At 60.8% G+C, this 26,717-nt stretch carries 21 protein-coding genes; 12 read left to right on the top strand and 9 right to left on the bottom strand.

Annotated features, from left to right (window positions below; all coding sequences use genetic code 11):
- Window positions 1-74 precede the first annotated feature (74 nt).
- From efeU to efeO (PSH59_RS12400), 4 genes are read left to right on the top strand one after another with little or no spacing between them, the layout of a single operon-like run.
- Window positions 75-911, top strand: coding sequence for an iron uptake transporter permease EfeU (gene efeU, locus PSH59_RS12415; protein ID WP_305395205.1), 837 nt, complete (start codon window positions 75-77; stop codon window positions 909-911).
- Between the two features lie 10 nt (window positions 912-921).
- Complete coding sequence (gene efeO / locus PSH59_RS12410; RefSeq protein WP_305395204.1) at window positions 922-2,124, top strand: iron uptake system protein EfeO; 1,203 nt, start codon at window positions 922-924, stop codon at window positions 2,122-2,124.
- Window positions 2,121-3,443 (top strand): iron uptake transporter deferrochelatase/peroxidase subunit, encoded by a 1,323-nt coding sequence (gene efeB, locus PSH59_RS12405; RefSeq protein ID WP_305395203.1) that lies wholly within the window; start codon window positions 2,121-2,123, stop codon window positions 3,441-3,443. The genes efeO (PSH59_RS12410) and efeB overlap by 4 nt, the downstream gene beginning before the upstream one ends.
- A 29-nt stretch (window positions 3,444-3,472) precedes the next feature.
- Window positions 3,473-4,294, top strand: coding sequence for an iron uptake system protein EfeO (gene efeO, locus PSH59_RS12400; protein WP_305395202.1), 822 nt, complete (start codon window positions 3,473-3,475; stop codon window positions 4,292-4,294).
- Window positions 4,295-4,356: 62 nt separating this feature from the next.
- Here efeO (PSH59_RS12400) and PSH59_RS12395 read toward each other — a convergent pair whose 3' ends face one another.
- Together PSH59_RS12395 and pssA are read right to left on the bottom strand one after the other, a co-directional pair.
- Window positions 4,357-8,184 (bottom strand): hypothetical protein, encoded by a 3,828-nt coding sequence (locus tag PSH59_RS12395; RefSeq protein ID WP_305395201.1) that lies wholly within the window; start codon window positions 8,182-8,184, stop codon window positions 4,357-4,359.
- A gap of 171 nt (window positions 8,185-8,355) precedes the next feature.
- Window positions 8,356-9,699 carry a CDP-diacylglycerol--serine O-phosphatidyltransferase gene (gene pssA / locus PSH59_RS12390; RefSeq protein ID WP_305395200.1) on the bottom strand — a complete coding sequence of 448 codons (1,344 nt, stop codon included), beginning with the start codon at window positions 9,697-9,699 and terminating at the stop codon, window positions 8,356-8,358.
- Between the two features lie 125 nt (window positions 9,700-9,824).
- Here pssA and PSH59_RS12385 point away from each other — a divergent pair, with 125 nt between their 5' ends.
- Window positions 9,825-10,388: a TetR/AcrR family transcriptional regulator gene (locus PSH59_RS12385; protein ID WP_305395199.1), complete on the top strand. Its 564-nt coding sequence runs from the start codon at window positions 9,825-9,827 to the stop codon at window positions 10,386-10,388.
- A 40-nt stretch (window positions 10,389-10,428) separates the two neighbouring features.
- Window positions 10,429-10,908 (top strand): nuclear transport factor 2 family protein, encoded by a 480-nt coding sequence (locus PSH59_RS12380; RefSeq protein WP_248078852.1) that lies wholly within the window; start codon window positions 10,429-10,431, stop codon window positions 10,906-10,908.
- A gap of 33 nt (window positions 10,909-10,941) precedes the next feature.
- Here the strand turns inward: PSH59_RS12380 and PSH59_RS12375 are convergent, their stop codons facing one another.
- Both PSH59_RS12375 and PSH59_RS12370 read right to left on the bottom strand, forming a co-directional pair.
- Window positions 10,942-12,090: a PQQ-dependent sugar dehydrogenase gene (locus PSH59_RS12375; RefSeq protein ID WP_305395198.1), complete on the bottom strand. Its 1,149-nt coding sequence runs from the start codon at window positions 12,088-12,090 to the stop codon at window positions 10,942-10,944.
- Between the two features lie 11 nt (window positions 12,091-12,101).
- A complete protein-coding gene (locus tag PSH59_RS12370) occupies window positions 12,102-12,413 on the bottom strand; it encodes a hypothetical protein (protein WP_305395197.1) in 312 nt (103 codons plus the stop codon).
- A 183-nt stretch (window positions 12,414-12,596) separates the two neighbouring features.
- Between PSH59_RS12370 and PSH59_RS12365 the strand changes: the two genes are divergently transcribed.
- Both PSH59_RS12365 and ligD read left to right on the top strand, forming a co-directional pair.
- Window positions 12,597-13,436: a Ku protein gene (locus tag PSH59_RS12365; RefSeq protein ID WP_305395196.1), complete on the top strand. Its 840-nt coding sequence runs from the start codon at window positions 12,597-12,599 to the stop codon at window positions 13,434-13,436.
- 24 nt (window positions 13,437-13,460) lie between these two features.
- Entirely contained in the window at window positions 13,461-15,950 is a 2,490-nt protein-coding gene (gene ligD, locus PSH59_RS12360) for a DNA ligase D (protein ID WP_305395195.1), read from the top strand.
- Between the two features lie 18 nt (window positions 15,951-15,968).
- Here the strand turns inward: ligD and lpxO are convergent, their stop codons facing one another.
- Both lpxO and PSH59_RS12350 read right to left on the bottom strand, forming a co-directional pair.
- A complete protein-coding gene (lpxO, locus tag PSH59_RS12355; RefSeq protein ID WP_305395194.1) occupies window positions 15,969-16,868 on the bottom strand; it encodes a lipid A hydroxylase LpxO in 900 nt (299 codons plus the stop codon).
- Window positions 16,869-17,132: 264 nt separating this feature from the next.
- Window positions 17,133-18,443: a Wzz/FepE/Etk N-terminal domain-containing protein gene (locus PSH59_RS12350; protein ID WP_305395193.1), complete on the bottom strand. Its 1,311-nt coding sequence runs from the start codon at window positions 18,441-18,443 to the stop codon at window positions 17,133-17,135.
- A 397-nt stretch (window positions 18,444-18,840) separates the two neighbouring features.
- On the opposite strand from PSH59_RS12350, the gene PSH59_RS12345 reads away from it, so the two are divergent.
- A complete protein-coding gene (locus PSH59_RS12345; protein WP_248078834.1) occupies window positions 18,841-19,224 on the top strand; it encodes a TIGR03067 domain-containing protein in 384 nt (127 codons plus the stop codon).
- Between the two features lie 143 nt (window positions 19,225-19,367).
- Here PSH59_RS12345 and PSH59_RS12340 read toward each other — a convergent pair whose 3' ends face one another.
- Window positions 19,368-20,180, bottom strand: a complete 813-nt coding sequence (locus tag PSH59_RS12340) for a bifunctional 2-polyprenyl-6-hydroxyphenol methylase/3-demethylubiquinol 3-O-methyltransferase UbiG (protein WP_305395192.1) — start codon at window positions 20,178-20,180, stop codon at window positions 19,368-19,370.
- A gap of 155 nt (window positions 20,181-20,335) precedes the next feature.
- Here PSH59_RS12340 and PSH59_RS12335 point away from each other — a divergent pair, with 155 nt between their 5' ends.
- The 3 genes from PSH59_RS12335 to PSH59_RS12325 all read left to right on the top strand — a co-directional run bounded on the left by PSH59_RS12335 (window position 20,336) and on the right by PSH59_RS12325 (window position 24,759).
- Window positions 20,336-21,574, top strand: coding sequence for an MFS transporter (locus tag PSH59_RS12335; protein WP_305395191.1), 1,239 nt, complete (start codon window positions 20,336-20,338; stop codon window positions 21,572-21,574).
- Window positions 21,575-21,830: 256 nt separating this feature from the next.
- A complete protein-coding gene (locus tag PSH59_RS12330) occupies window positions 21,831-23,417 on the top strand; it encodes an ABC-F family ATPase (RefSeq protein WP_248078825.1) in 1,587 nt (528 codons plus the stop codon).
- A 166-nt stretch (window positions 23,418-23,583) separates the two neighbouring features.
- Window positions 23,584-24,759 carry an MFS transporter gene (locus PSH59_RS12325; protein ID WP_305395190.1) on the top strand — a complete coding sequence of 392 codons (1,176 nt, stop codon included), beginning with the start codon at window positions 23,584-23,586 and terminating at the stop codon, window positions 24,757-24,759.
- Here the strand turns inward: PSH59_RS12325 and PSH59_RS12320 are convergent.
- Window positions 24,753-25,790: a dienelactone hydrolase gene (locus tag PSH59_RS12320; protein WP_248078819.1), complete on the bottom strand. Its 1,038-nt coding sequence runs from the start codon at window positions 25,788-25,790 to the stop codon at window positions 24,753-24,755. The two genes, PSH59_RS12325 and PSH59_RS12320, sit on opposite strands and share 7 nt — an antisense overlap.
- Window positions 25,791-26,000: 210 nt before the next feature.
- Window positions 26,001-26,612 (bottom strand): FMN-dependent NADH-azoreductase, encoded by a 612-nt coding sequence (locus PSH59_RS12315; RefSeq protein ID WP_305395189.1) that lies wholly within the window; start codon window positions 26,610-26,612, stop codon window positions 26,001-26,003.
- Between the last annotated feature and the right edge of the window lie 105 nt (window positions 26,613-26,717).

The following is a 26,717-nucleotide window of genomic DNA, read 5'->3' as shown; positions in this document are numbered from 1 at the left end:
CAATATTTCCTGTTTGGCAATGAGTATCATTATGTTACAACTTAGCCCCCTATCTAATTGCCCTGCGGTGCCGAATGCTTGTCCCCTTTCTCATCATGCTGCGCGAAGGCATTGAAGCCGCATTGATCGTCGGCATCATCGCCAGTTACCTGCAACAGACCGGTCGTGGTCAGTGGATGCCTGCCGTGTGGATCGGGGTGTTTCTCGCCGCTGCGCTGGCCCTGCTGGTCGGGGGTGGTCTGGAACTGGTCAGCGCGGAGTTCCCGCAAAAACAGCAGGAACTGTTCGAAGGTGTGGTCGGCCTGGTCGCCGTGGGCATCCTCAGTTCCATGGTGTTCTGGATGCGTAAGGTCGCGCGCTCCATCAAGCATTCGCTGCACGCCTCCCTCGACCAGGCGCTGACCGGCTCCAAACACCAGGTCACCGCGTTGATCCTCATGGTGTTTTTCGCCGTGGCCCGCGAAGGCCTGGAAACCGTGTTCTTCCTGCTTGCGGTGTTTCAGCAGAGCGAGGGCCCCGGCGCACCGATTGGGGCCCTGCTCGGCCTGGTTCTGGCGATCATCGTGGGTTTCCTGATCTACACCGGCAGCATGCGCCTGAACCTGGGTGCGTTTTTTCGCTGGACCGGCCTGTTCATCCTTGTCGTGGCTGCCGGCATCCTGGCCAATTCGGTACAGGCCCTGCACGAAGCGGGCGTGTGGAATCACCTGCAAACCGTGCTGTTCGACTTCAGCGCCGTATTGCCGATGGACAGCCCGCTGGGCTCGGTGCTCGCCGGAATGTTCGGCTATCAGGAAGCCCCCACCGTCAGCACCCTTGGCGCCTACCTGATTTACCTGGTGGCGGCGCTGGTGATGTTCTTCCTGCCGTCCACGCCGGCCGCCATACCTTCTTCCGTTTCCAGTCAGTAAGGACCGTCCCTTGTCCAACCCTACTCCTCAACCGGCTTCGCCACCCCGCGCCCTGCGCTGGGCGGTGGCCGGCTCGGTGGTCGTGATGATCGCCGCCGGTGGCCTGTTCTATTACGCCTCGCAACTGGCGGCCGGCAAGCGCCAGGCCAACAGCAACGAGATCGCGGTGACCATCCACGGCCACGCCTGCGAGCCGAACGCGCTGACGGTGCCGGCTGGCCGCGCGAGCTTTCGTATCATCAACCGCTCTGAGCGTGCAGTGGAGTGGGAAATCCTCGACGGTGTGCTGGTGGTCGAAGAACGGGAAAACATCGCCCCGGGCCTGAGCCAGGTGATCAACGCCAACCTGCTGCCCGGCGACTATGCGATCACGTGCGGCTTGCTCAGCAACCCCCGTGGCACCTTGCATGTCACGCCCACCGCCGAATCCGACGCCCAGGCCAAAGCCAAGCCGTCGATGGTGGCGTTTATCGGCCCGTTGTCGGAGTTCCGCGTGTACTTGAGCGGTCAGGGCAGCGCGCTGGTCAAGGCCGCGACCGCCTTGCAGCAGGCCATCGACGCCGGTGACCTGGCGCAGGCCCAGGCGCTGTATGTGCCCGCCCGTGCGGCTTACCAGCGCTTGGCAGCGGCGTCGCAACGCCTGGCTACGCTTGATAACGCGATCAATGCCCGCGCCGATTACTTTGAAAAGCGTGAACAGGACCCGGCTTTCAGCGGTTTCCATCGCCTTGAATACGGTCTGTTCCAGCAGCGCAGCCTCGATGGCCTGGCGCCGATTGCGCAGCGCCTGGTGACCGATGTCACCACCCTCAAACAGCAATTGCTGGCCCAGTCGCTGCCACCGGAGCAACTGGTGGGCATCGTGGTGCGCAACCTCAACAGCCTGGCGGACGTGCGTGCCCTCAGCGGCGAAGAGGAGCGCTACAGCCACACCGACCTCAACGATTTTGCCGCCAACCTGCAAGCCGCCCATAAAGTCGTCGAGCTGATGCGGCCGCTGCTGGCCAAGTCCGCCGCCGACCTGCTGCCAAAGGTCGACAGCGCCCTCGCCGCCTTCGATGCCCAACTCCAAGGTTTCAACGTCGGAACAGGCTACGCCTCTTACGACAGCGTCACGGCCGATCAGCGCAAGCAGATCGCCGACAAGGCCAAGGCTCTGGCCGTTGCACTCGATGGAATCGACCCCGCCCTTGGCCTCTCCGGCCTGCAGTGAAGACGACCGCACACATGAGTGATTCAACACCGTTTGATCTACAACGCCGCCGTGTCCTGCTGGGCATGGCGGCCACGGGCGCGGCAATCGCCGGCAGCAGCCTGAGCTGCCCGGCCATGGCTGCCGCTGCCGAGCAAGTCACCACCGCACCGCGCAGTGACAAGACCCAGGACCACCACGACTTTTTCGGCCCGCACCAGACCGGTATCGTCACGCCGCGCCCGGCCTGCGGCATGCTGGTGGCGTTCGACGTGTTGGCCAGCGACCGCCAGGACCTGGAGCGCCTGTTCCGCACGTTGAACGAACGCATTCGTTTCCTGATGACCGGCGGCCCCGTGGCGCAAGTCGATCCGAAACTGCCGCCGACCGACTCCGGCATCCTCGGCCCGGTGGTGACCCCGGATAACCTGACCATCACCGTATCGGTCGGAGCGTCGCTGTTCGATGAGCGCTTCGGCCTTGGCGTGGCCAAGCCCAAGCGCCTGATCCGCATGGTCGGCTTTCCCAACGATGCACTGGAGCCGGCGCAGTGCCATGGCGACCTGAGCCTGCAGTTCAGCTCCAACACGCCGGACACCAATATCCATGCCCTGCGCGACATTGTGAAGAACCTGCCCGACCTGCTGCTGGTGCGCTGGAAGCAGGAAGGCAGCGTGCCGCCCCAGGCGCCCGCCAAACCCGGCACGCCTGCACAGAGTGCGCGTAACTTCCTGGGGTTCCGTGACGGCTCGGCCAACCCCAACTCCAACGACAGCAGGATCATGGACCAGATTGTGTGGGTGCAACCGGGCAGCGACGAACCGGCGTGGGCGGCCAACGGCAGCTATCAGGCGGTGCGCATCATCCGCAACTTCGTCGAACGCTGGGACCGCACGCCCCTGCAAGAACAGGAAAGCATCATCGGTCGGATCAAGACCTCCGGCGCGCCCATGGATGGCCAACAAGAATCCCAGGTGCCCGATTACAGCAAGGACCCTGAAGGCAAGTTGACCAAGCTCGACGCCCATATCCGCCTGGCCAACCCGCGCACCCCGCAGACCCAGGCCAACCTGATCCTGCGCCGGCCGTTCAACTACTCCAACGGCGTCAATAAAAACGGTCAGCTGGACATGGGTCTGTTGTTCATCTGCTACCAGGCTGACCTGGAGAAAGGCTTTATCAGCGTGCAGACCCGGCTCAACGGCGAGCCTCTGGAGGAATACCTCAAGCCTGTGGGCGGCGGGTACTTCTTCAGCTTGCCAGGGGTCACCGGCCCCAAGGATTTCATCGGCCGCACGCTGCTGGCCGCCACAGCCCCTCACACCACTGCCAACACCTGAAAACCAACCCTCACAGCGGAAACCGTCCCATGAAGAAGTCGACTCTCGCGTTGTCGTTGCTTATGACCCTTTCGCCCCTCGCCGCTTTTGCCGCCACCACGGCGCCGCTGGATCTGGTAGGCCCGGTGTCGGACTACAAGCTCTACGTCACCGAAGAAATCGGTGAGCTGGTGACCCAGACCCAGGCGTTCACCGACGCCATCAACAAAGGCGACCTGGCCACCGCTAAAAAGCTCTACGCGCCGACCCGCGTGCACTATGAGTCGATCGAGCCGATCGCCGAGCTGTTCAGCGACCTCGACGCCTCCATCGATTCGCGCGTCGACGACCACGAAAAAGGCGTGACGGCCGAAGACTTCACCGGCTTCCATCGCATCGAATACGCGTTGTTCTCGCAGAACTCCACCAGAGGCCTGGAAGCGCTGACCGCCAAGCTCAACACCGACGTCAACGACCTCAAAACCCGCGTCGATGGCCTGACCTTCCCGCCGGAAAAAGTCGTGGGCGGCGCCGCCGCGTTGCTCGAAGAAGTCGCCGCCACCAAGATCTCCGGCGAAGAAGACCGCTACAGCCACACCGACCTGTACGATTTCCAGGGCAACATCGACGGCGCTAAGAAAATCGTCGACCTGTTCCGTGGCCAGATCGACAAGCAAGACAAGGCCTTCCTGGCCAAGGTCGACAAGAACTTCGCCGCCGTGGATAAGATCCTGGCCAAGTACAAGACCAAAGACGGCGGCTTCGAAACCTATGACAAGGTCAAGGAAGCCGACCGCAAAGCCCTGGTGGGCCCGGTCAACACCCTGGCTGAAGACCTGTCGATGCTGCGTGGCAAGTTGGGTTTGAACTGATTGGCCGCCCCGGCGTGCGTGCAGCCCGGTCTCGGCTGCCGCAGGCCCGGGCCGCTCTGGTTTCAGTTCGCCTGCGGTATGAACTGCTCCAGGGGTGTGCCTTCGGGTCTTTGCGTTAAGGGGTTGATCGCGTACCAGTAGCCGCTCTTCTGGATCGCATGGACCTGCTGGTGACCGATAGAGCCTTTGCGCGATCCCGCCCACTGGCTGTCCGAGGCGCTTGAAGGGGCAAACAAGGTATCGTGCGCGCCAACGGTCCAGCGCCATTGTTCAAAGGTCTTCACCGGTAAAAAGGTGCTCGATCCAAGACGAAATGGACGTCCCCGCGCAAACGTTTTAAGGGCGTTCGGGCCAGCGCGCACAATCTCAGGAAGACTTTCCAGCGGGTTGAAGACCCCCCGCAAAAAGGTACCCGCGCCTTTCAGTGCCGCCATGCTGAACGGCGTGCGATTGAACCGAATCAGTATTTTCGCCCCCTTGGCAAAGCTTTTGACTCCGGCCCACCCACCGGTGGCGATCAAAGACGCCATGTCGATTAGCAGTCCTTGCACGCCCGCTCGGGTATTGCCCTCCACCAGATCCGCCAGTGCGCCCACAAACGGGATGAGGCTGAGGACCGTGCGTGCATTTTCGGCGGTAAAAATAGGAGTGCCTGAGGCAAACGGGTAGGCACGGCGGCGTTCAAGCCTGGTGGGTTGATTGGCATAGTCGAGCAACGCCTCGCGTTTGCCGTCGAAGCTATAGGCCAGCAGGGTGTCCACGAGTTTCGCGGTGGTGGAAGAAACAAAGGTGTTGGGTGCGCGTGGATTTGCTTTGTCGCCTGAGCCACGCAACGGGCGGCCGTACTTTTCAATGATGACCTCCGAGCTCACCCCGGAGCGTGGCACGGTGCCTGAGCGATAGGCCTCAAAATCATAGGGCAGCGTCACCCCCTTCTGCACCTTGATCGGCGAATAGCCACCCAGCCCGGTGGGCTCATAGCCTCTGGTGATGTGATCGCCCAATGGCAAATCATCGGGCAGGTCGGTTCGTTCGATGATTTTCATCGAGTTGGGGAACACTTCGTAATAGCCATATTTGGGGGTGGCCTGACCCGTTTCGTAGCGCATCAACAGGCCGTGGGTGCCGCGTTTTGTTGCCACTTTCGAGTCCGGCGCTTTGTCGTGCTCCAGGCTTTCACCGGTGCCTGTACGGAGCGTGAAAAACTGAATTTCGTTTGACGACTCCAGTGCCGTGCGCTGTTTCAGAGGTAATTCAGCGAAGGCCAGCTTCATCGCCGTCGCCTGGGCCTTTCGGCGGTCAGCAAGGTACTGATCAACCGCCGGTTGCACCAGCGACGTGATCGTCGGCAGACGACTGATGCGCTGGAAAAAGGTCGCCTGGGAAATCTGCGGGTGATTGAAGTTATAGGTTTTGTCACCCTTGAACAGGCCGTTGAAAGACGCAGTGAGTTTGAGCCAAAAACTCGCATCTTCAGCCTGCCCCGCCAAAATGAAGTCAACCAGCAATGGCTGGCGGGTTTCCAGGTGTGCGTGATTGCGGGGGTCATAAGGTTCATCGGTCACGAGATCCAGCCTGGCCGCGCGAATCTCTTGTTCAGTCATCTCAGGAAACAACGACGCCAGTTGTTTGACTAATAGGCTTCTTTGCGTGGGAGGCTCACGTGTCAACGCCTCGAAAGCGTCGCGCGTCGTTTTTTCCCGCTCGGTAAACGCTTTGGAGGCGGCCTCATAATCCGTGCTGGAGTAAGTGCGATCGGAGGTGGCCGGATAGATGCCCGCCATGACGCCCCAGTCCAACACTGCCTGGGCGCCCATCATTTTGATCAATGCCTCATGGTTAGGCCCTGTCGGGGCTTGACGTGCCAGAGCCAGGGCCTGCTGAAGGTTCAGCCGCGAATCGCCTGCCATCGCGCTGGCCAGGCGCACGTTCATCCACGCCGTGGAACCGACCTTGATACTGAGCGGGTCCCCGTTGAGCGGGTTGAGGGGGTCGTCGGGTAAGCCAGGGTCCCGCTTGATCAGCATTTCCGGCGCCGACTGGGCCAGATACAAGTGGGCCATCAATGCCGAGACCTTAGGGTCAACGCCTTTGTCTATCAAGCGACGCTCGACGTCACTCCTGACCTGTTTAAGCGTGCGACCCAGATTGGCCGGTTGGTACAGATCGTAACCCGCCACCGTCCCTGGAAGCCCTGGCACCGGCGCGTCGACACTGAACTTGAGGGCCGTCGCCAGAACTTGATGGCGGTCAGCCCTTGGGAGCGCTTGACCGTCGGCCACGGCAAACAGCTTCAGGGATTTAGCGATAGTGTCTGCCAGCGCACTGGCGCCTGGGGAGTCAAAAAAGGCCGCGAGCTGGCTGTCCGGGTCGGGGAAGGATTGGAAGCCCGACGGGTCAGGGGAAAACGCCTTGAACAACGCCATGACCTGCTTGGAGGCGCTTTTGAGTATGTGCCTGGCGGCGCCAGGCAGATCCCCCAGGCCAGCCCCATAGGGCGTCATGCCCGCGTAGTTACCTGCCGGTGGAGGCGCCGGCAACTGCGTGTTGAAACCGCTCAGGGCCGCGCGCATTTGGCCGACGGTTTGCGGAACGTCAAGCGCATAGTGCGCCATGGCCTGACGGGCGTCATACGTGCGCGTGGAATACAGCGCATCACCGGTTTTTTTACTCAGTGTCACTAACCGATCCAGCTCCGCGCCCATTTGACGCGCCGCAGCTTGCGCGTCTGCATTGCCCCCGCGAGACACTTTCCCGACCTCATCCTCAAAAGCACGCAGCAGCGAAACCCACTGACCTGCGCGATCGCGCATCTGCAAGTCACCCGCCGACAGCCTGTATTCATGCGCCCCGGATTCAGCACCCAAGCGTTGAAAGCCGGTCTTATCCAAAAAGGCCTGGAACGTCGCAGATGCCAGAAATTGCTGAAACCGTTCGCGGTTTTTTTTACTGAGCTGATCCAGGCTTGCGCCGGGGGCGACCACCACGCTCAACCCATTCAGATCCAGCGGATCGTTGTCCTCTTTGCCCTCAAGCAAGGGTTGCAGCAGCTCGGACAGGCGCTCCCGTACGGCACCGTCCTCTTTGCAGCGCCGTTGCTGTTTGAGTTGCGCCGCCCACTGATCACGCTGCGCCTGCGATATTGACGGCCAGCCATTCCCCTTGAGCTGTTTGCCCAACAGGGCCATCGCCTTTTCATTTCTAGGTGCCTGAACCCCATAAAAGTCCAACAGCACAATAAGTGGAATATTCGCCGCGGCAGCACCGATGCCGAGGGGAATGCCCCAGTTGTTCGGCGAGAGGATCCTTTGCAGAGCAGATACCTGTGTGCTGACCTGTCCCCAGCCGGAACCGTCGGTGGCGCTAAAACGTTGGAAGGTTTCCTTGCCATCGCGCACCACGATGCCCACCACGGCACCGTCCAGTACCCTTACGGTCTCTGGCTTGAAGCCCTTGGATTCGACCCACGCCTGGAGGCGCGAGTCTTTCAGCGCAGCGTTGTACAGGGCAATAAACGGCGCAATGGATGCCTTTTTTGGCACCGCGTTATCAGGCGGGTTGCCGGTACGCAGCCAACGGTTCAGGTTCTTCTGCAGCTTTTTATCGGCATCGCTTGTCTCGGCGACGGTCGGGAAACGCTCACCCGCGCCGACCGCCTTGGCGGCATGTCGCTGGACGCGGTTTTGCGGCTCGCGCAACGGGTCTGCGAGCCCGTCCAAAAGCACGGCGCGCAGCGAACGACTGTCGTGGAGTGGGCGTTGCGGGCGGGTCGGGCTTGAATGCTGCGGCACAGTGTCATCCCGGGCGCCGCCTACGGCAATAATCGGCGCTTCAGGCACTTGGGGAACGAACGATACGGGTGCAACAGGGGGTCTGCTGATGGTTGTCATGCTCACGCTCTCTATCCAAAAGAATGGCGAGAGTTCCAGTCCTTAGAACTGTCGGCAGAAAACGTAAGGGACAACACGCAAGCAAACCGTAGGCAAATTCCCAATGACCCAAGGGCAATGCCCTAAACGGCGAACGGAAACCACGGAGTTCGCCGTGCAGTCGACTCAGGCCTACAGGATGCGATAGAGCAAACGTTCAATCCGCACGCGGCTGACCCGGCGCAGAAACTTGCCCACCGCCGGCGGGTAGTCCACCAGCGTCTCCAACTGCTGATAACCCTCAATGCGCGTGGTGTGCTGGAAAATCTGCGCCAGCTCGGTACGCCGTGGCCCCAGCCATTGGCCTTGCGGATCATCTATCAGCAAGGCGTTCTCCAGGTCGAGGCGGAAGGCCCGTGGGTTGAGGTTGTTGCCGGTCAACAAGGTGTAACGCTCATCGACCCACATGCCCTTGAGGTGGTAGGTGTTATCGCCGTCGCGCCACAGGTGCAGGTTGAGCTGGCCTTTGTCGATCACCGGCTGATGGCGCTTGGCGAAGCGGCGCAGGCTGATTTCGTACAGATACGGCAAGGCCGCAATCACCTTGAACGGCTCGCTGGGCGGAATGTAGAAGTCGTTGGCGGTCTTGTCGCCGACAATGATGTCGATCTTCACGCCGCGTGCCAGGGCACGGTTGATCTCGCGGGTCACCGGCAGCGGCAGGTTGAAGTATGGCGTGCAGATGGTCAGTTGATGCTGTGCGCCGGCGATCAGCTCCAGGATCACCCGACTCAACGGGTTGTTCTTGCCTACACCCAGCAGCGGGCTGACCGACAGGTGGCCGTTGGGCAATTGCCCGGCAGTGGTGTCATAGGCGGCATGCTTCAAGCGGCTGCGCAGGTCACCGATATCGTTGCGTAAGCTGCGGGTGGTCGGCGGGTTGGGCAGGTCCAGGCGATGCACCGCCTTGGACGCCACCAGCCCATGTTCCACCAGGTGCTGCATGGAGTCGGCCAGGGGCTGGCTGTGGATCAGGTGATAACGGTCGAAACGGTATTTGTCGAATTTGTGCAGGTACACGTTGTTCAGGCTGGCGCCGCTGTAAAGCACGCTGTCGTCGATCACAAAGCCCTTGAGATGCAACACACCGAACAGTTCGCGGGTTTGTACCGGCACGCCGTACACCGGCACTTCGCTGCTGTGGCGTGCGGTCATGGCTTGGTACCAGGCGCTGTTGCCGGGCTGCTTGCCGGCACCGATCAACCCGCGCTGGGCGCGCAGCCAGTCGACCACCACCACGACGTCCAGCTCTGGCCGCTTGGCCTTGGCTGCGTGCAGGGCGTCGTAGATTTCCTGCCCTGCTTCATCCTGCTGCAAATACAGCGCGACAATGTAGATCCGCCGGGTGGCCTGGGGGATCAGCTCCAGCAGGCGCTGGCGATATGCGGCAGCACCGGACAACACCTCAAGGGCATCGGGAGTCAGGGGGAAACCGCGCAGTTTGGGCAACAGAGAGCGTTTGAAGAACGACGGCATAAGGCTCGCAATGGGTCGAATCCGAAGAGGCCCCGAGCTTACACCATGGGTGTGCTCAGGTCTCGCTGGCCAGCATGGAAAAAAGTTTATTGACCAAGAAGAACGATCGTTCTACTGTTTAACGCATGAACGACATGCCCCCGAATGAAACCCGCGACATTATTCTCGACGTCACCGAGAAGTTGATCTATCGCCATGGCATCGCCGCCACCGGCATGGATTTTCTGGTAAAGACCGCCGGTGTCTCGCGCAAAAGTATCTACCGCTACTTCGCCAATAAGGACGAACTGGTGCTTGCCGCGCTGCGCCGTCGCGATGAGCGCTGGCTCGACTGGCTGCGCGGTGAAGTGGAACGCGTCAACGGCAGTGGCGAACGCCTGCTGGCGCTGTTCGGCGCGTTGAAAACCTGGTTCGGCTCAGCAGACTTTCGCGGCTGCGCCTTTATCAACACCAGCGGCGAAACCGGCGACCCGCACGACCCGGTGCGGCTGCTGGCCAAGGCCCATAAGCAGAAACTGTTCGAGTACGTCCTCGAACTGTGTCAAGCACATGGCACCCCCGAGCCCGAACGGCAGGCCGCGCACCTGCTGATCCTGATCGATGGCGCCATTACCGTTGCCCTGGTCATGGGCGATTCCACTGCCGCCGATAACGCGCAATGCATGGCGCAAACGTTATTGGGGCTGTGAATGCCCGCTTGCGCAACTTCGTATTAACAGGAGCCATGACATGTCAAACACCACAGAACCCCGCCCGCCGTTGCCGCCGTTCACCCGTGAATCGGCGGTTGAAAAAGTACGCCTGGCCGAAGACGGCTGGAACTCCCGCGACCCGCAACGGGTGTCCCTGGCTTACACGCTGGACACGCAATGGCGCAACCGCGCCGAATTCGCCCATAGCCGTGAAGAAGCCAAGGCTTTTCTCATGCGCAAATGGGCCAGGGAATTGGATTACCGGCTGATCAAAGAGCTATGGGCCTTTACCGATAACCGCATTGCCGTGCGTTACGCCTACGAATGGCACGACGACTCGGGCAACTGGTTTCGTTCGTATGGCAACGAGAATTGGCAGTTCGACGAGAACGGCCTGATGGCCCACCGTTTTGCCTGTATCAACGACATGCCCATCAAAGACAGCGAGCGCAAGTTCCGCTGGCCGCTGGGGCGGCGCCCGGATGAGCATCCGGGCTTGTCCGAGTTGGGCCTGTAAAAGACGCCGGGGCCGGTTTACCGGCCCCAACCCTCAGTCCTGATTCAAACCGACGCGATACAGCACGCCGTCATCCTCGTCCGTCAGCACATATAGATAGCCATCCGGCCCCTGCCGCACATCGCGAATCCGTGCTTTCAGGCCACCGAGCAAGCGCTCCTCATGCACGACCTTGTCCCCATCGAATTGCAGCCGGATCAGCTCCTGGCTGGCCAACGCGCCGATAAACACGTTGTGCTGCCACGCCTTGAAGCGGTCACCGTCATAGAAGGCCATGCCACTGATGGCCGGTGATTTTTCCCACACATGGTGCGGCGCGACGGTCCCTTCGGCGGTCTTGCCCGTGGCCTCGGGGATCGGCGTCAGGGAATAGTTGATGCCGTGGGTCGCCAGCGGCCAGCCGTAGTTTTTGCCGCGCTCGATGATATTGACCTCATCGCCACCGCGCGGCCCGTGTTCGTTTTCCCAGATCGTGCCGCTCCAGGGGTTCAGCGCCAGGCCCTGGGGGTTGCGCTGGCCATAGGACCAGATTTCAGGGCGTACGCCCTGCTGGCCGACGAAGGGGTTGTCATCCGGCACCCGGCCGTCGGGGAAAATCCGCACGACCTTGCCTTGCAACTTGTCCAGGTCTTGGGCGGTGGGCCGGTCGTTATTCTCTCCCAGCGTCACGAACAGGTAGCCATCGCGGTCAAACGCCAGGCGTGAGCCAAAATGATTGCCGGTAGACAACTTGGGCTCCTGGCGCAGGATCACCTTGAAATCAGTCAAGCCGCTGAGGTCGGTCGCCAGGCGACCGCGGCCCACTGCGGTGCCGGCCGTGCCGCCCTTGCCGCCGCCTTCGGCATACGACAGGTAGACCATGCGGTCCTCCTTGAAGTCCGGCGACAGAACCACATCGAGCAAACCGCCCTGCCCTTTGGCCCAGACTTCGGGCACCCCGCTCAGCGGGGCCGAGAGTTTGCCATCCGGGCTGACAAACCGCAGGTGGCCGGGGCGTTCGGTGACCAGGAAACCACCGTTGTCCGGCAAAAACGCCAGCGCCCACGGATGGTCCAGGCCTTTGGCAATGGGCGTGGCCGTGACGCTGCCTTGTTCACTGGGGAATTGCTGAGGATCGGCGGCATACACAGCGCTGATGGTCGTTGCGCAGAGGGCCGCTAACAGGGTTTTACGTAGGAGCATAAGACGAGTCCTTACCGGCGATTGCCGTTGGCATCATAAGTGGGGGCTTTGGTCTCGGTGGCCGGACGGCTCGGGGTGGCGTTGCGCTGCGGATAGCGATTGCCGATACCACCGTTTTCCAGGGTCGGCGTGCGCGGGGTGGGCCCGGTCTGAATGCCACGCGTTGCCGGCGCATTGGGCTGGGTGCCCTGCATGCTATTGGGGTTGGCGCGATGAATCGCTCCGTTGTTGGAGTTGTTGCCGGGCAGGTTCTGCGCCTGAGCGAATGGACCCAGGGCCAGGCCCAGCATCAACGCAGCCATGTGGCGTATACAAGTGTTCATGGCAAAGCCTCTCACGGCGAGGAGTACGTGCTTTCGATAACACGCTACGCCAGGGGTTCGGCGTTGGTAACTAAATACTTCCTCAGCAGGTGTAACACGATCTGTCCGCGCATCCGTCCGGGGAAACTTTTCGCGCAGCCTTCGAGTCACCAGAACACTGGGACTTCTTGAGGAATTTCACATATGCCACGGGCAATCTGGAAAGGCGCGATCAGCTTCGGTTTGGTTCATATTCCGGTATCGCTGGTCTCAGCGACGTCGGCACAAGGCGTCGACTTTGACTGGCTGGACAAGCGCAGCATGGACCCGGTGGGCTACAAACGCATCAACAAGACCACCGGCAAGGAAGTCACCAAAGAAAACATCGTCAAGGGTGTGGCCTTTGAGAAAGGCCGCTACGTGGTGCTCAGCGAGGACGAGATTCGCTCGGCGCACCCCAAATCGACCCAGACCATCGACATCATCGCCTTTGTCGCCGGCGACCAGATCCCATTGCAGAACATCGATACCCCCTACTTTCTGGCCCCGGATAAACGCGGCGGCAAGGTCTATGCGCTACTGCGCGAAACCCTCAAGAAAACCCGCAAGGTCGCCCTGGCCAATGTGGTGCTGCACACCAAACAGCATTTGGCCGCCTTGATGCCGCTGGAATCGGCGCTGGTGCTGGTCATGCTGCGCTGGCCCGCCGAGGTGCGCAGCCTGGATGAGCTGGAACTGGGCAGCGACGTCACCAAGCCCAGCCTGGCCAAAGGCGAGTTGGACATGGCCAAGCGTCTGGTGGAAGACATGAGCGCCGACTGGCAGCCCGATGACTACCGCGACACCTTCCAGGACAAAATCATGGCCCTGGTGGCCAAGAAGGCCAAAGCCGGCAAGATCGAAGACGTGGAATCCCAGGAAGGCAGCGACGAGCGCAAGTCGGCCGATGTGATTGACCTCACCGAGTTGCTCAAGCGCAGCCTGGCCGGCAAGCCCGCCGCGAAAAAAACCGCCTCGAAAAAATCCACCAAAAAGGCCTCTTGAGCCCGTCGCATGCTGGAGAAACCCATGGCCAAGCCCCTGAGCGAATACAACCGCAAACGTGACTTCGAGATCACCGCCGAACCGTCCGGCAGCGCGCCCGCCCGCAAGCATAAGGCGTCAGCACTGTCGTTCGTGATCCAGAAACACGCTGCGCGCAACCTGCACTACGACTTTCGCCTGGAGCTCGACGGTGTGCTCAAAAGCTGGGCCGTGCCCAAAGGCCCGAGCCTGGACCCCAGCCAGAAACGCCTGGCGGTGCATGTGGAAGACCACCCGCTGAGCTATGGCAGTTTCGAAGGCAGCATCCCGCCTGGCCAATACGGTGCCGGTGACGTAATCGTCTGGGACCGAGGCGTGTGGCAACCCCACGACGATCCTCATCAGGCCTACGCCGCCGGCAAGCTCAAGTTCAGCCTGGTAGGCGAGAAACTCGCGGGGGACTGGGCGCTCGTGCGTACCCGCTTACGCGGCAGCGGTGACAAGGAACAATGGTTACTGATCAAGGAAAAAGACGAACAGGCACGTCCCGCCGACGACTATGACATCGTGCAGGCCCAACCGGACAGCGTGCTCAGCGATGCCACCATCGGCGCGCCAAAGGGGCGAAAGAAAGCCGCAAAGGTGGCAAAGGCCAAGCCTGCCGCGACCGCCCTCCCCGAGCAATTCAGCCCACAATTGGCCACCCTTGTAGACCGCCCTCCTGAAGGCGATTGGCAATATGAAATCAAGTTCGACGGTTACCGCATGCTGGCGCGCATTCGCGACGGCGAGGTGCGCCTGTTTACCCGCAACGGCCACGACTGGACCGAGCGCTTGCCGCGCCAGGCAAAGGCGCTGCAAGCGCTCAAACTCAAGGACAGCTGGCTCGATGGCGAAGTGGTCAGCCTCAACGGCGAGGGCTTGCCGGATTTCCAGGCGCTGCAAAGTGCGTTCGACATCGGCCGCAGCCTGGACATCGTTTATTACGTGTTTGACGCGCCGTTTCTGAAGGGCCAGGACATGCGCCAGAGGCCTGTCGAAGAACGCCGGGCGGCGCTCAAGGCTGCGCTGAGCGCCAGTAAAAGCAAGCTGCTGCGCTTTTCTGAAGCCTTCGCGGCGCATCATCGCGACATCTTTGAAAGCGCCTGCGACCTGGCCCTGGAAGGCGTCATCGGTAAACGCCTGGGCAGCCCCTATGTGTCCAGTCGCAGTACCGATTGGATAAAACTCAAATGTCGCTTGCGCCAGGAGTTCGTCATCGTCGGCTACACCCGCCCCCAAGGCTCGCGCACCGGGTTTGGCGCGTTGCTGCTGGCCGTCAATGACGACAGCGGGCTGGTGTATGCCGGCCGCGTGGGCACGGGGTTCGACCACGCGTCCCTGGCCAGTATCTACAAGCAACTCCGGACGCTGGAACGCGAGACGTCGCCCCTGCAAAAAACCCTGACCAGCACCCAGGCGCGCGGTGTGCATTGGGTGGAGCCGACACTGGTCGTTGAGGTGCAGTTTGCCGAGTGGACCCGCGAAGGCGTGGTGCGTCAGGCTGCTTTCGTGAGTATGCGCACCGACAAACCCGCCGCGCAGATCGTGCATGAGCAGCCGCGCAAAGCGAAGTCCCTGAACACGCCAGCCACAAAAAAAGCCACCGGTGGTGTGACGATCACGCACCCCGAGCGAATCATCGACAAACAAAGCGGTACGCAAAAGCAGGCGCTGGCGCAGTTTTACCAGGCCATCAGCGACTGGATCCTGCCTTTTCTGCGCCAACGACCGGTGTCCCTGCTGAGGGCGCCCGAAGGCGTCGAGGGCGAGCAGTTCTTTCAGAAACACACCGAGCGCCTGTCCATTCCCCATATCACTCAACTGGACCCGGCGCTCGACCCCGGCCACGCACGCTTGATGGAAATCGGCAGCGCCCAGGCCCTGCTCGGCGCCGTGCAGATGGGCACCATCGAGTTGCATACCTGGGGGGCCACGTACGACAAGATCGACACCCCGGACCTGTTTGTGCTCGACCTCGACCCGGACCCGGTGCTGCCCTGGAAAAGCATGCTGGAGGCGGCTCAACTCACCTTATCGGTACTCGATGACCTGGGGCTTGAGGCGTTCGTCAAGACCAGCGGCGGTAAAGGCTTGCATCTGGTGGTGCCACTGGCGCGGCGCGATGACTGGGACACGGTAAAAGCCTTCGCCAAAGCCATCGCGCAGTTCATGACGCAGCAACTGCCCGAACGCTTTACCGCCACGTCCGGGCCGAAAAACCGGGTCGGTAAAATTTTTATCGATTACCTGCGCAATGCCCGCGGCGCCAGTACCGTGGCCGCCTATTCGGTGCGCGCACGGCCAGGGCTGCCGGTGTCGGTACCGGTCAGCCGCGAGGAGTTGAAGGGGTTGCGCGGCGCGCAGCAGTGGACGGTGGCCAACCTGCAGCAACGCTTACAGGGGCTCAAGGACGACCCGTGGGCCGGTTATGCCCATCGGCAGAAGATCAGCAAAAAAATGTGGGACAAGCTGGGCGCGCAACCTCCGCAATGAGCGGCGCCCCAGCCGCCTTTAGATCAACACGAAGATCAGCGCCAGCGCGGCGAAAATCGCCCATTTCTCCAGGTAGTAACGGGTGCGGTTGCGCTTCTTGAGTTCTTTACCGCGCAAGCGAATCTTGTACAGACGGGTAAACGCACGGTTAAGCGCGCCGGTCCTGTCGCCCTCATCGTTGGGCGATCCAGCGGCAGCCATGACGGTGCGGCTGAACCAGCGATTGAAGGCTGCCGCCCAGCGGTATTTCATCGGGCGTTCGACGTCGCAAAACAGAATGATCCGGTTGTGCTGTGTGGTGTTCTCGGCGAAGTGGATGTAGGTCTCGTCGAACATCACCGGCTCACCGTCACGCCAGTAATAGTTTTCGCCGTCCACGTTGATGTAGCAGCCGGGATCATTCGGGGTATCCAGGCCCAGGTGATAGCGGTAGGACCCGGCGTACGGATCGCGATGGCGTACCAGCCTGGAGCCGGGCGGCAACTCGGCGAACATCGCCGCCTTGATCGAACCGATGCTTTGCACCAACTGCGTGGTCCGCGGGCACAACTTCATGGCAGACGGGTGGCTGTCGCCATACCACTTAAGGTAGAAACGCTTCCAGCCCGACTTGAAAAACGAGTTGAAACCCACGTCGTTGTACTGCTCCGAGCGCTTGATCGCCCCGGCCTGCATCAGGTTCTGGCCTTCCTGACGGATTTCCTCCCAATGCTCTTGCAATGGGCTCAGGTCCGGAAAATCAGCCGGCGACAGATAGGGCCGGCCAGGCAGTTTGGAAAACAGATAGAGGAAGCAGTTGATCGGCGCCAGGAACGTCGAATGATCGCTGAGTTGCCGGCCCAGCGTGTGTCGCACCCGGCCACGCAGGTGAACATACGCAATGGAGGCAAGGTAGAGAGCAACAATGATGAGTTTCAAGGGATTTCGTCACACGTCAGAAGAGAACAGGCTGCTCCCGCGTGCCCACGACGGCCGAGGATGGAATGCAGCACCTGAAATCACAATTCACACCGCCGTCACGAACGGCTGCCTGACAGCCGGTTCGTGACCATTGGCAGTTATTTAGCCACAGTTTGTAACCAAAAGTTAATCAAGAATTGTGAAAAGCTGTCTACTGATTGTGTTGAGCGCGCACTGAGGCGCGCTCGGCGGGTAATGGGTCTGCGAGGGCTCTGGCCCGGCCTACCGCTGTGGTGCAGGACGATCGTCGATCAGCGAAAACGGCCCATTTTCACGGCGTAGCCGCACGAAATGGCGAATCAACGCCAGCAACACACCAAGCATCAAGCCGCCCACCAGGCTCAAGGCAATGATCAAGACCTTTTTCGGCTTGATCGGCGCCAACGGTTCCTGTGCAGGCTGGTCAACGGTCACCAGTTTCAGGGCGCTCATGTCGATATTGAGTGCCCGCAAACGGGCCTCTTCAGCCCGTAACGGTTCGACGTCCTGCAGGAACACATCTTCATTCTGGCGACTGTTGAGTACTTCCACTTGGCGATTGACATCAAGCATACGTAGCTCTTTGCCAATCTCTGCCACCCGCGGATTGGTGAAGTCATCGTTGGTCCGTCGCTGTAACGCTGCCCGCTCGGCTTCAAGAGCGTCTGAGCCCATGAAATACAGAGGGATTTTCTGGTTACTCACTTGCAGCACCTGGCTGGAGCCACGAAGTGCGCCCGCGCCCATCGCAGACGGTGTGGTGGGTGCTTTGATGCCGATAGACTTGGCAATCGTGATCGCTTCAGTCAATTCCGCCAGGCGGTCGGCACGCTCCACTTTCATCTGCAAGCGCAGCGCAGTGAGTTCGTCCTGCAGTCTGGCGCGCGTGACACTGTCCGCCTCAAGCAGCCTGGCGATTTTTGACTCTTTGTCCGTCTTGTAATTGGCGCGCGCGGCGTCGATCTTGCCTCTGAGTTCGTTAAGACGGTTATTGACGATGACCTTGAGGTCAGCCTCCACTTGGGCGCGCTGCAGCACAATGGCATAGTCAACAAAGCCGTTGAGGATCGCCGCGCCATCGACATTGGCGGGGTACTGCATCTCCAGGCGCAAGTAGCTATCGGGTGACTCGGACCGCTTCGGGTCCGGCAACACCACGTTGATTGAGTTGCGGTTGAAGTCATCAAAGCTCTGTTCGAGGCTTTGCCCAGGGCGCTGGAAGGCTTCGAACAACGCTGGGTTGGCCTTGAAAAAGCCCATCCGGGCCTCATAGGAGTCCAACTGAGCACCGACTTTGGCCAACGCCTCGCCGGGCGGCAGCTTGTATACTTCGGAACGGTTGAGCGCGTCCAACTCATTGATCGCGGCAGGCCGCAGCACGCTGCTGACCTGATACACCCTGGGGGTCAGAAGCACGTAACCAAGGCCCAGCAGGCCAGCCAGGATCGTGCAACCGATCACCCACTTTTTTTGATTCCAGACAGCTTGAAACAACTCAAATAGATCGATCTCGTCCGCCGGCAAATGGCGATGCAACTGAGGAGCATTGTTCAAAGCGATTACACCCCGATGAGTTGAAATTCAGTGCCCGACCACACAGACCTGGATAACAACTGAATAAACAGGGGGCAGCGTCCAGGCGCACGGCATGCGTGACCCGCGGTTAGCAACGACCCCTCGTCTCACCGAGCAATCACACCTAAGCAGCTAAATGTTTCACTTCAGTTACACGGATGCCATGGCTGATAGACACACAGAGCATAGACGGTTCGTTACAAGACGTTACCCAACGACGGCTCAAGTATTACTAATTGCTTATCTTTAAAGGGAAAAAATCCAAAAAAACGAAAAATTTAGGAAAAATCCTACATTCAGCTAAATTTCAGACGACTCAAAACGCCAGACTTTCCCTAGATACCAACGATTGACCCTTCAGCAAAAAGGAAGTTGCATGTCATCCATTTCCGATCCGGATTATCTCGCCCTCCAAGGTGCCTGGGAGCAAACCTCGCTCGAAGACAGCGGTGTACTCAACCCCACGGATGCCCACAGCGCCCCCGGTGCGATCACCAGCATTTGCGGCGACCGCTTCGAGGTAAAAACGGTCAACGGCGAAGTGTTATTGGCTGGCCGTTTTTTCCTGGACAGCACCACCGTGCCCAAGCGCATTACCTGGGTGGACGCCATTGGGGAGGATGCGGGCAAGCACCTGCCCGCCAGCTATCACCTTGACGAGGATACGTTTGTGTTTATTGCAGCAGATGAAGGTATGCCGCGGCCCGTCTCGTTCAGTACCGGACCCGGCCAAACCATGCGCACATTCGTAAGACGTTAACGAGCCATGCGCCATCCGAAGCATCGACACCCTTTTCACAAGGCCTTCACTTGTGGAGCGATAGGGTGACACCTACCTACTCCAGTGAATCCCCTTAGCCCGCCTATCCTTGCGGGCTTTTTTTTAACCGGCGCAAACCGGTTTCAGGCGCTCTGTTTGATGGCCGTGAGGGTGAAGCACAGGGGCAATTGCGCCGGCTGATGCTCGTATTGATCGTAGAGTTCCTCGCGATTGGAGTGCGCATACTCTTGCAGATGGCTGATCTGCAGATCGGCGCAGATCGCCGCGCTGACCACATCACCCAGGGTATGCACAAACCAATAGGATGTCGGGCCGGCCACCTCGGCCTGCCCCTCATAAACAATGGCCTCCTGGAGCACAAACGGCTCGCGCTGAAAATAGGAGCTCGCGGGCAAGAACGGGTTCTGCGCCCTTGGGTCGAACACCTCAAGGAACGGGTGGGTTTCATACATCACCAGGCTGCCACCGGGTTTCAAGCAACTGGCGACATGCTGCATGAACAGCGCGACGTCCGGCATCCAGCCAAGTACACCTATAGTCACCAAGGCAATGTCGAAGCGCCCCTGCAAGCGTTCCGGCAACTGATGGATATCGCTCTCGATAAATTCCGGATGGTAGGGCGAACGTTCAGCCAGCTCATTGGCCTGCTGAAGAAACGCCCGAGATTGGTCGACCCCCACCACTGAGCGTGCGCCGAGCCCCAGCAGCGACAAACTCTCCCGGCCGTTGTTGCAGCACAACTGCACCACGTCCTTGCCGGCGACGCCGATGTCTTGCAGCACACCTGTAAGGGTGGGGTCCAGGCAGGAAAACCCAGGATTTGCGACCGCTCTGAGCAGCGCGCTCCAGGTGTCGGTAGTTTTATGCAGATCGGCGGATTGGTCCCAGGCGTCCTTGTTACACGCGATTGCCTGCTGGGCTGAGGGCATGTCCATTTGCATCTCCAGAAGTGATAACAGCGAAGTTCAGAAAGTAAGCCAAGTGCCCTCGGAATAAAACCCCGGGGACCGTGCGAAACTTAACGCATGGCCAATAGGTCATTTAGCCATTGACTGTTCAGCTCCTGAACGCACTCGCCGAAGATCTCGCCGTGGCCACACACTCCGACCTGCGCAATACGCTGTCCCTGGACAGTCTGAATTTCTTCCTGGCCGATGTACGCGACGGCCTCGGCCCCTACTTAGCCATTTACCTGCTGGCCGTGCACCAATGGGACCCTGCCAGCATCGGCGTGGTGATGACCCTGGCCGGCATCGCCGCCTTGGTCGCACAGGGCCCTGCAGGCGCGTTGATTGACCGCACCCGCAGCAAGCGAGCCGTGATCGCCTTGGCGGCGCTGCTGGTGACGGCCAGTTGCCTGGTACTGCCGTTTGTCAGCTCGTTCGGTTGGGTGGCATTAACCCAGGCCGCCAGCGCCATTGCCGCCTCGGTGTTCGCCCCGGCGATTTCGGCGATTTCCCTGGGGATCACCGGGCCGCGCGCCTTTACCCGCCGCACCGGGCGCAACGAAACCTTCAACCACGCAGGCAATGCGGTGGCGGCGTTGCTGGCGGGTGGCCTGGCGTACCTGTTCGGTCCTGTGGTGGTGTTTTACCTGATGGCCTTTATGGCCGTGGCCAGCGTCGTCGCGATCAGTTGCGTATCGGCTGCTGCGATAGACCATGACGTCGCCCGCGGCTTCGACCCGGCCCATCACACCGAAGATGAACAGCCGTCCGGCATCAAGGTGTTGTTGGCGAACCGTCCACTGCTGCTGTTTGCCATTTGCTGCGCGTTGTTTCACTTGGCCAACGCCGCGATGTTGCCGCTGGTCAGCCAGAAGCTCTCGCAGATCAACCTGCAGATGGCCACGCCATTGACCTCGGCGTGCATCGTCGCCGCGCAACTGGTGATGGTGCCGGTGGCCTGGATGGTGGGCCTCAAAGCCGATCTGTGGGGGCGCAAACCGTTGTTGCTGCTGGGGTTCATGATTTTGCCGGTACGCGGCGTTCTGTACACCCTGTCCAACGACCCTTACTGGCTGGTGGCGGTACAACTGCTCGACGGCGTTGGCGCTGGGATCTTCGGCGCGTTGTTCCCGGTGATCGTCAAGGACCTCACCCAGGGCACTGGTCGCTTCAACGTCAGCCTTGGGGCATTGTCCACAGTGTTTGGCCTGGGCGCCGCGCTGAGCAGCAGCCTGGCCGGGTTCGTGGTGCAACAGGCCGGTTACAACGCCGCGTTTATGACCCTGGCGGGCGTGGCGGCCGTCGCATTGGCGCTGTTATGGCTGGCGATGCCGGAGACCTTGGCGAAACCTTCTTTCGTGGGGGGTGCAACGGTGGCTTGAGCGGCGGCGGGTGACAAATGAGCGCCGGGGTGCAGCGACAGGTATAGCGCTGCCGCCCGGCGTCCCCCCAGGCCCTCGCCGGCCATCTTTCGTCCGCCATACAACTGTCGCGCTACATATGCGACAATGCGCGCCAAATTCCAACACACATCCCCATTTTTTGCTCAGCGACCGGGTTTCGCACCTTGATGTCGCTGTTGATGCATGCCTGACGGCGCCTGCTGCCACGCTCGCAACCCATTGATAGGTAAAGTAATTGATCTCCACAGCTAACATCACCATGCAGTTTGGCGCCAAGCCGCTCTTCGAGAACGTCTCGGTCAAGTTCGGCGCCGGCAACCGTTATGGTTTGATCGGTGCCAACGGTTGCGGCAAGTCGACCTTCATGAAAATCCTCGGCGGCGACCTTGATCCGTCCGGCGGCCAAGTCATGCTCGAGCCGAACGTGCGCCTGGGTAAACTGCGCCAGGATCAGTTCGCCTACGAAGAATTCAACGTGATCGACACCGTGATCATGGGTCACGAAGAGCTGTGGAAGGTCAAGGCCGAGCGCGACCGCATCTATTCGCTGCCGGAAATGAGCGAAGAAGACGGCATGGCCGTAGCGGAGCTGGAAACCGAGTTCGCTGAAATGGACGGCTACACCGCCGAATCCCGTGCCGGTGAGTTGCTGCTGGGCCTGGGTATCGGCATCGAGCAGCACTTCGGCCCGATGAGTGAAGTGTCCCCAGGCTGGAAACTGCGTGTCTTGCTCGCCCAGGCGCTGTTCTCGGACCCGGAAGTGTTGCTGCTCGACGAACCGACGAACCACCTGGACATCAACACCATTCGCTGGCTGGAAAACGTGCTGACCCAGCGTAACAGCCTGATGATCATCATCTCTCACGACCGTCACTTCCTGAACAGCGTGTGCACCCACATGGCTGACCTGGACTACGGCGAGCTGCGCCTGTTCCCGGGCAACTACGACGAATACATGACCGTGGCGACCCAGTCCCGCGAGCAACTGCTGTCGGACAACGCCAAGAAGAAGGCGCAGATCTCCGAACTGCAATCCTTCGTCAGCCGCTTCTCGGCCAACGCCTCGAAAGCCAAGCAGGCCACGTCCCGCGCCAAAGCGATCGACAAGATCCAACTGGCCGAGGTCAAGCCTTCGAGCCGCGTGAGCCCGTTCATCCGCTTCGAGCAAACCAAGAAGCTGCACCGCCAGGCAGTCATCGTCGAACGCATGGCCAAAGGCTTCGACGGCAAGACGCTGTTCAAGGACTTCAGCTTCCAGGTTGAAGCCGGCGAACGCGTGGCGATCATCGGCCCGAACGGCATCGGCAAAACCACCCTGCTGCGCACCCTGGTCAACGAACTGACCCCGGATGCCGGTAGCGTGAAGTGGACCGACGCCGCGGAACTTGGCTACTACGCCCAGGACCACGCCCACGACTTCGAAGACGACGTCACCCTGTTCGACTGGATGGGCCAGTGGGCCCAAGGCGAGCAAGTGATCCGTGGCACCCTCGGCCGCATGCTGTTCTCCAACGACGAGATCCAGAAGTCCGTCAAAGTGATCTCCGGTGGTGAGCAAGGGCGCATGCTGTTCGGCAAGCTGATCCTGCAAAAGCCGAACGTGTTGATCATGGACGAACCGACCAACCACTTGGACATGGAATCCATCGAAGCCCTCAACCTGGCGCTGGAGAACTACCCGGGCACGCTGATCTTCGTCAGCCACGACCGTGAGTTCGTATCGTCCCTGGCCACACGCATCATCGAGTTGAGCGCCGATGGCGTGATCGACTTCAGCGGCACCTACGACGATTACCTGCGTAGCCAGGGCGTCGTGTTCTAAACAGCGCCCGCACCACGCAAAAGCCCCGTCCAGCGTGACGGGGCTTTTTGCATGTGCAGGCAGATACCTTCCCCCACGCAGAAGGTTTTAAAGGTCGTTAGCCAGCTTCCTTTTCTCCCAGGCCCTTGCCATGATGCCCTCACCGCCCGCCCGCGAATAAGTGCCCATGTCGACCGCCGCCCCCTCCTCCCTGTCGATCACCCTGCAGATTGTCTCCATCGTGTTCTATACGTTCATCGCCTTCATCTGCATCGGTCTGCCGATTGCGGTCATACCAGGCTTTGTTCACGAGCAACTGGGGTTCAGCGCGGTCGTGGCCGGGATCACCATCGGCTCGCAATACCTGGCGACCCTGCTCAGTCGCCCGATGGCCGGGCGCATGTCGGACAACGTCGGTACCAAACGCGCGATCGTGATGGGGCTGGCCGGCATTTTGGTGAGCGGCGTGCTGACGTTTTTCGCGACCCTGCTGCAGAGCTGGCCCACGGTGAGCCTGGGGGTTCTGATCGGCGCCCGGCTGCTGCTCGGCGTGGCCCAAGGCTTGATCGGCGTGGGCACCATCAGTTGGTGCATGGGCCAGGTGGGTGCCGAGCATACCGCGCGCTCGATCTCCTGGAATGGCATCGCCTCCTATGGCGCGATCGCGATCGGCGCACCGCTGGGCGTGGTGATGGTCGCCGACTATGGCTACGACAGCTTGGGCATTGCCCTGGCGGTGCTCGCCGGGCTGGGCCTGGTGCTGATCCGCAACAAGCCGTCGGTGCCCGTGGTGCGCGGCGAACGCCTGCCGTTCCGGGCGGTGTTCGGGCGTATCGCGCCGTTTGGCGCCAGCCTGTGCCTGGCCTCGATCGGCTACGGCACCCTCACCACCTTTATCACCCTTTATTACCTCAGTCGCGGCTGGGCCGGCGCGGCGTACTGCCTCACGGTGTTTGGCGCGTGTTTTATTCTGGCGCGGCTCGTGTTTATCTCGGCCATCAGCCGCTTCGGTGGCTTTCGCGCGGCCATCGGCTGCATGGTGATCGAGACCCTGGGCTTGACGCTGCTCTGGCTGGCGCCCACCACCGGCGTGGCCTTGATCGGCGCCGGGCTGACCGGCTTTGGTTTGTCGCTGGTGTACCCGGCGCTGGGCGTAGAAGCCATCAAGCAAGTGCCCAACAGCAGCCGTGGGGCCGGTTTGAGTGCGTACGCGGTGTTCTTCGACCTGGCCCTCGCGATTGCAGGGCCGTTGATGGGGTTTGTGGCGCTGAACCTCGGTTACGGCTGGATCTTCTTTTGCGCGGCCCTGTTGTCGCTCACAGGCCTGGGCCTGACCTTGCTGCTCAAACGCCAGGCTTACTGATCGGCCGTCTGCAGGCCGGCGCGGGAAGGTTCGCTGAGGGCGTGAGCGAAAAAGCGCCCGGCTTCGGAGACCAGGTCGCGGTGAATGCCTTCGCGGTCGACGCCGTCGGCATCGGTGCAAAGCGCCGGCATCGCGGCCAATTGGTCACTGTCGCACGGCGCCATGAACACAAAGTGCCCAGCCCCGGCCAGCAGTTTGAAATCAGGCGGCTGCGGCAGTTTGCGCGCAAGGGCTGCGGCGTTTTTGTCCACGGCCACCAGTTTGTCGCCATCGCCACTGTAGAGCAGCACCGGCACGTGCACGTCGGCCAGGGTATGCCGACCGAACATCAGGCTCAGCGGCGCCATCAACATCAGTGCATGAATGCGGGGGTCCGATTGCGGCTGCAAGTCATCACGGTCCACCACCAGCTCGCCTTTGGTGGTGCAGGCGTCGCGGTCTTCCGGGCGTTCCTGGCAGTAGCGACGCAGGCGATCGAAATCCGGCTTGGCGCCCGCCAGAATCAATGCGGTCTCGCCGCCGGCGGAATAGCCGATCACCCCCACTTGGTCGATGTCAACGAACGGCGACAGCATCGGGTCGGCCAGAGTGGCGGTGATCGCTTCGGAAATCTGAATCGGCCGACCGTACAGGTTACTCACGGTGCCCAGGCGGCTGTGGTCCTTGTAGTTGTCGCCAGGGTGCAACACCGCCACCACCACAAAGCCTTTGCGCGCCAGGGATGTGGCCAGGTCATGCAACGCCAGGGGCGTGCCGGTGTTGCCGTGGGACAGCATCAGCATCGGGAACCGCCCGATGGCGATCTTGGCGTCTTCGCTGGCGGCAACGTGATAGGGGCCCAGTTGCGTAGCGTGCTCGGTGTCGGTGGACGGGTAGAACGCGATGGCCTTCATCGGCTGCAGATCCAGCGGGTCGAGAAAACTCATGCGATGAAAACCCACGCTCCAATGGGGGGGCGGCGCGGGCGCGGCGTGCACTGAAACCAGGCTGCCGAGCAGAGAAAGAACCATAACAGCCCAAAGACGCATCATGGGGACGTCCACCTTTGCTGCGTGAGAACCGACATGTCGAATGAGAAGTCCAGGTATTGAACCCATGCTTGCACAACCTGGGCCACATCAGAGCAGACAGCGGGGAAACGAAAAAACTCCGTACTCCGATCGCGTTCAGGCGAGCAGAATACAGAGTTTAGGCGCCCGGTTTCAGAATGAAACAGAGAACAGCTGAAATTTACATAAGCCTTACGCAGCGGTGAACAATTGTTCGCTAATCAATACGTTGGCGGCGTCCATGGCTTTGCTGCGCACTTCATCACCATAGGCCAACCCTTCGGCGCGCACGATTTCGATATCGGTGATGCCAAGGAAGCCAAACAGCAGTTTCAGGTAGCCTTCATGGGCCGCGCCGGACGCTTGACCGGCGTGCATGCCACCGGCGGTGGAGACAATGATCACCTTCTTGTTACCGCACAGCCCTTCCGGGCCCGCTTCGGTGTAACGAAAGGTCTGGCCGGCGACCGCGATGCGGTCGATCCAGGCTTTGAGTTGGGTCGGGATGGTGAAGTTGTACATCGGTGCACCGACAACGATGGCATCGGCCGCAAGGAATTCAGCCAGGGACGTCGCACTCAGCTGTGCCTCATGCTTTTGCGCCGCGTCACGCAGTTCAGCGGCCGTGCCCAATGCACCCAGGGTAGCGCCGGAGAAGTGGTTGATCGCATCGCTGGCCAGGTCGCGATAGGTGACTTCCACATTCGGCTCAGCCGCTTGCCAGGCTTTCACAACACCAGCGCTGAGCTGGCGGGAAGCCGAGTTGTCGCCGAGGATGCTGGAATCGATGTGCAACAGTTTCATGGTGGATCTCCGAGGTGGGATCGACGAGGGCGATCTGATGGCGGTGATGCTACGCATGAAACCAATGGTCGATAAGACGCCTTAAATGCGATAGTTTGTCCCACT

Origin of the sequence: Pseudomonas sp. FP2309 (assembly GCF_030687575.1) — a bacterium.
Taxonomy (GTDB): Bacteria; Pseudomonadota; Gammaproteobacteria; order Pseudomonadales; family Pseudomonadaceae; genus Aquipseudomonas.
The sequence above is the reverse complement of the archived record's forward strand: the minus strand, read 5'-3'. Positions and strand labels throughout refer to the sequence as shown.

Excerpts from the sequence above, each read along its gene's own strand:
- pssA (WP_305395200.1), bottom strand. The coding sequence starts at position 9,699 with ATGCCGTCGTTCTTCAAACGCTCTCTGTTGCCCAAACTGCGCGGTTTC.
- PSH59_RS12365 (WP_305395196.1), top strand. The coding sequence starts at position 12,597 with ATGCCACGGGCAATCTGGAAAGGCGCGATCAGCTTCGGTTTGGTTCAT.
- PSH59_RS12395 (WP_305395201.1), bottom strand. The coding sequence starts at position 8,184 with ATGACAACCATCAGCAGACCCCCTGTTGCACCCGTATCGTTCGTTCCC.
- ligD (WP_305395195.1), top strand. The coding sequence starts at position 13,461 with ATGGCCAAGCCCCTGAGCGAATACAACCGCAAACGTGACTTCGAGATC.
- PSH59_RS12320 (WP_248078819.1), bottom strand. The coding sequence starts at position 25,790 with ATGATGCGTCTTTGGGCTGTTATGGTTCTTTCTCTGCTCGGCAGCCTG.
- PSH59_RS12385 (WP_305395199.1), top strand. The coding sequence starts at position 9,825 with ATGAACGACATGCCCCCGAATGAAACCCGCGACATTATTCTCGACGTC.
- PSH59_RS12340 (WP_305395192.1), bottom strand. The coding sequence starts at position 20,180 with ATGGACATGCCCTCAGCCCAGCAGGCAATCGCGTGTAACAAGGACGCC.
- PSH59_RS12325 (WP_305395190.1), top strand. The coding sequence starts at position 23,584 with ATGTCGACCGCCGCCCCCTCCTCCCTGTCGATCACCCTGCAGATTGTC.
- PSH59_RS12370 (WP_305395197.1), bottom strand. The coding sequence starts at position 12,413 with ATGAACACTTGTATACGCCACATGGCTGCGTTGATGCTGGGCCTGGCC.
- PSH59_RS12375 (WP_305395198.1), bottom strand. The coding sequence starts at position 12,090 with ATGCTCCTACGTAAAACCCTGTTAGCGGCCCTCTGCGCAACGACCATC.
- efeU (WP_305395205.1), top strand. The coding sequence starts at position 75 with ATGCTTGTCCCCTTTCTCATCATGCTGCGCGAAGGCATTGAAGCCGCA.
- efeO (WP_305395202.1), top strand. The coding sequence starts at position 3,473 with ATGAAGAAGTCGACTCTCGCGTTGTCGTTGCTTATGACCCTTTCGCCC.
- PSH59_RS12380 (WP_248078852.1), top strand. The coding sequence starts at position 10,429 with ATGTCAAACACCACAGAACCCCGCCCGCCGTTGCCGCCGTTCACCCGT.
- PSH59_RS12345 (WP_248078834.1), top strand. The coding sequence starts at position 18,841 with ATGTCATCCATTTCCGATCCGGATTATCTCGCCCTCCAAGGTGCCTGG.
- PSH59_RS12315 (WP_305395189.1), bottom strand. The coding sequence starts at position 26,612 with ATGAAACTGTTGCACATCGATTCCAGCATCCTCGGCGACAACTCGGCT.